Origin of the sequence: Moorena sp. SIO1F2 (genome assembly GCF_010672755.1) — a bacterium.
In the GTDB taxonomy this organism is placed as follows: domain Bacteria; phylum Cyanobacteriota; class Cyanobacteriia; order Cyanobacteriales; family Coleofasciculaceae; genus Moorena.
The window spans coordinates 1-3,883 of the sequence record NZ_JAAHFV010000491.1 but is presented as its reverse complement, the minus strand read 5'-3'; the positions used below and the strand labels follow the sequence as shown (position 1 = coordinate 3,883).

3 protein-coding genes are annotated in these 3,883 nt (G+C 44.3%); 1 reads left to right on the top strand and 2 read right to left on the bottom strand.

Annotated elements, in window-relative coordinates:
- On the bottom strand, positions 1-2,705 hold a 2,705-nt coding region (locus tag F6J94_RS31545; RefSeq protein ID WP_293047469.1), incomplete at its 3' end, for an NB-ARC domain-containing protein.
- A gap of 144 nt (positions 2,706-2,849) precedes the next feature.
- Complete coding sequence (locus F6J94_RS31540) at positions 2,850-3,347, bottom strand: hypothetical protein (RefSeq protein ID WP_293047466.1); 498 nt, start codon at positions 3,345-3,347, stop codon at positions 2,850-2,852.
- A gap of 148 nt (positions 3,348-3,495) precedes the next feature.
- On the opposite strand from F6J94_RS31540, the gene F6J94_RS31535 reads away from it, so the two are divergent.
- On the top strand, positions 3,496-3,883 hold a 388-nt coding region (locus F6J94_RS31535; protein WP_293047464.1), incomplete at its 3' end, for a hypothetical protein.

Here is a 3,883-nt window from a genome sequence, read left to right as displayed (position 1 = left end):
TAGGCTCTTAAGGCATAGGCTCGGTCTTTTTCATCGGAAATCCCTCTGGCGCAATCTAAGGCTTCCGGTAACAGATCGCGTAAGTGGGGGGCTAAGGCTCTTAAGGCATAGGCTCGGTCTTTTTCATGGGAAATCCCTCTGGCGCAATCTAAGGCTTCTGGTAACACATCGGGTAAATGGGGGGCTAAGGCCACTAAGGCATTAGCTCGGTGGTATTCATCGGAAATCCCTCCGGCGCAATCATTGGCTTGGGGTAACAACTCTTCCGGTAAGTGGGGGGCTAAGGCCACTAAGGCATCGGCTCGGTGGTATTCATCGGAAATCCCTCTGGCGCAATCTAAGGCTTCTGGTAACAACTCTTCCGGTAAGTGGGGGGCTAAGGCCACTAAGGCATTAGCTCGGTGGTATTCATCGGAAATCCCTCTGGCGCAATCTAAGGCTTCTGGTAACACTTCGGGTAAGTGGGGGGCTAAGGCCACTAAGGCATTAGCTCGGTCTTTTTCATCAGAAATCCCTCTGGCGCAATCTAAGGCTTGCTGTAACACATCGGGTAAGTGGGGGGCTAAGGCCACTAAGGCATTGGCTCGGTCTTGTTCATGGGAAATCCCTCTGGCGCAATCTAAGGCTTCTGGTAACACATCGGGTAAATGGGGGGCTAAGGCCACTAAGGCATTGGCTCGGTCTTGTTCATGGGAAATCCCTCTGGCGCAATCTAAGGCTTCTGGTAACACTTCGGGTAAGTGGGGGGCTAAGGCCACTAAGGCATTAGCTCGGTATTTTTCATAGGAAATCCCTCTGGCGCAATCTAAGGCTTCCGGTAACACATCGGGTAAATGGGGGGCTAAGGCCACTAAGGCATTAGCTCGGTATTTTTCATAGGAAATCCCTCTGGCGCAATCTAAGGCTTTGGGTAACAACTCTTCCGGTAAGTGGGGGACTAAGGCTCTTAAGGCATAGGCTCGGGAGTATTCATCGGAAATCCCTCTAGCGCAATCTAAGGCTTCGGGTAACACATCCGGTAAGTGGGGGGCTAAGGCCACTAAGGCATTAGCTCTGAAGTATTCATGGGAAATCCCTCTGGCGCAATCTAAGGCTTCTGGTAACACATCGGGTAAGTGGGTGGCTAAGGCCACTAAGGCATGGGCTCGGGAGTATTCATGGGAAATCCCTCTGGCGCAATCTAAGGCTTCCGGTAACACTTGAGGTAAGTAGAGGGCTAAGCCGATTAAGGCTTCTGCTCGGTAGTGTTCTTCGGAAATTCCTCTGGCGCAATCTAAGGCTTCTGGTAGTAAAGAACGGGGAAGATACTTAATAATTACCTGTAAACCATATACTTGACGTTTATAATCTTTAATCTGTCGCACATAAGCTAGTGCTTGGGCTGGCGTCCAGATTTTGTTTTCAACTAATGCTGCCATTAACTCTGGAAAAATTTTTCCAGCTAAACTGTTGAGGGATGTCGTAATCAGAGCATAACGACACTGTAAACTAATCGATTCTGTGGGATTTTCTGTAAAATTGGCTGCTGCTATTGCCCAAGCTCTCGATACATCTTTGATAAAATTAGCAGTTTTTCCCTGTCTATCACACTGGGAATACCAACCGTTATCTCCTTCTGGAGTTTCTTCTTTCAGGAGTTGATGAATTTGATCTATCTTTTGGGCTTTCTCTAGGTGCCAGGTTAAGTGGTTATAGATATAACCATCATCGGGTAACGTATGCCATAATCCCTTTTCGGTCTTAGTTTGATAACGTTCTAATAATTGCTGATGGGCTTCTGTAATGGATAATCCTAACTCTGGTTGCAGCAGATTACGGGCTAAATAATGTAACAGGTCATGGAGGCGATAGTTAGTTCCTTGGGTACTAGAGACCCCTGGTAGTAATAACGCTTTTTGTCTTAAGTATCGTAAAGTCTTTTTAGCTTTAAATGAATTACAGTTCCATAACGTAGTCGCCATGGTTTCAGTAATCGTGACATCCTCCGGGAGTACCCCTAACCATGCAAATTTTTTCAATCTCTCGGGGGATAATCGCTTTAAACTGAGATTAAAGGAAGCGACAAGACTGTAGTTTTTGCGCTTCGCGTCACTTGGCTCTTCCTCTGCTTCCAATCGATCCAAGGCTTCTAAGTCAGCAATTTCAGCTTGTAACTCATCCAGTAACTCTTCCCAAGAGAATCCATCCCTAAATTGGGCAGCTGCTAATTCTAATCCTAGGGGTAAGTAGCCGACAGTTTTGGCTAATATTTTAGCATATTCGAATTCTTGATTAGTTAACTGGTTGGTTAAACAAGCGGTTAATAAATCCAGAGATTGTTCTGGAGTCATCACGTCCAAATCATAGCGATCGCCTTTAATCGGGGCTTCTCTTGTGGTCACTAAAACCCGACAGCCACTCCCTGCTACTCGAAAGGGTTCAACATGGTCAGGATGCCAAACATCATCCACGACTAGCAAGGCTTGTTTATCGGATAATAACGTTCTTAATTGCAACGAAGCGCTATCAATATTAATCGGTTTAAAGTCATAATCTCCTAATGCCTGTATCCACGTACTTAGAAAGGATAAAATATCAGGTTGCTGACCTAAGGTTGCCCAAAAAATCCCATCGGGAAAATGGGCTTGAACTTCTGGATCATGGGCTAAGGCGGCAGCTAAGGTAGATTTTCCAATTCCTCCCAAGCCATAGATGGCACTAACCACTAAAGTGCCAGCTCTAGCAGTTTCTTCCGATAAAAGGTTTTGTTTTAGTGGTTGGCTGAATTCCCGGCGTTTGACATAATACGGAGGTACTGGGGGTGCTTGATTTGGTCGAGTTTGTTTAACCTGCCTCCCAGGCGACTGCAGTCAAAATGTATTATGTTGGTCCCCTTGAATAGTTTGCTTTTCTCCAATATTTCCAATATTAGTTTGTTTCTCTCCAAAATTAGTATTCTCTTGATTAAGAATATTCCTTTTGGCAAAGTTTTTCACGTTTTCATTGTTGTAAGTCTCACTAGTAGCCTGGTGGGATTCCAAGGCTTTGGTAATCTTTTCAAGAATTTTCTCTAAGTTAGGCAAAGCTTCAGCATCAACAGTAGTCACCAAACCCTCGATGGCTTGGGCAACTTCGGGATTTTGCTTGGCTGCTGCTTCTACCTCCAATACCACCTTGGCATAATCGAGAGGTTGCCCTGGGGCTTGCTCGATCGCCATTACCGTATCTGGATACTGGTTTTTCAGGGATTCCAGAAACTGGTTAGTCTGGTCCCAAACAACTTGCCCGACATTTTCCCCAGTTTTTTCTAGGGCTTTAGTGGCGAGCACAGTAGCAATAGCGACAACGGCAGCAGCTAATGGTTCCATAGTTGAAGGAGATTACTGATAGTCTTTGTTTATTATAGTATTTTTCAATTGGGTGAGGTGGATTTATTTAGGGAGTAGGGAGTAGGGAGTAGGGAGCAGGTAAATGCTATACTAAACTTGTATTATCTTATTAAAAGTAGTTTAACTAATGCTAATCTTACCAGAAGAAGAATTAACTAAATTAGTTCTAAATAACGAGCACTTGATTATCGAATATTTAGCAATAAGCGAGGCAAAATTGAAAAATATGGAGCAATCTAATCAAGAAGGATTTTATGCTGAATTCAAGCAAATTATCGAAATAATGAATTTTGTAGAGGATTTGGATCGAATTGGATCAGAACACAAGGATCAGCCTTTAATGGCAGCTCTGGGAGATGAATTTGAACTAAATGGTCAAATCGCGACCGCCCAAACCCTCAATAATCAATCATTACTTGCTATGGGGTGGAATCGTTTAGGACGATTACTCCAACAACAGGGTAAATTAGATCAAGCACAGCAGGCTTTTGAACGAGAAATTGCGATCGCTGAAG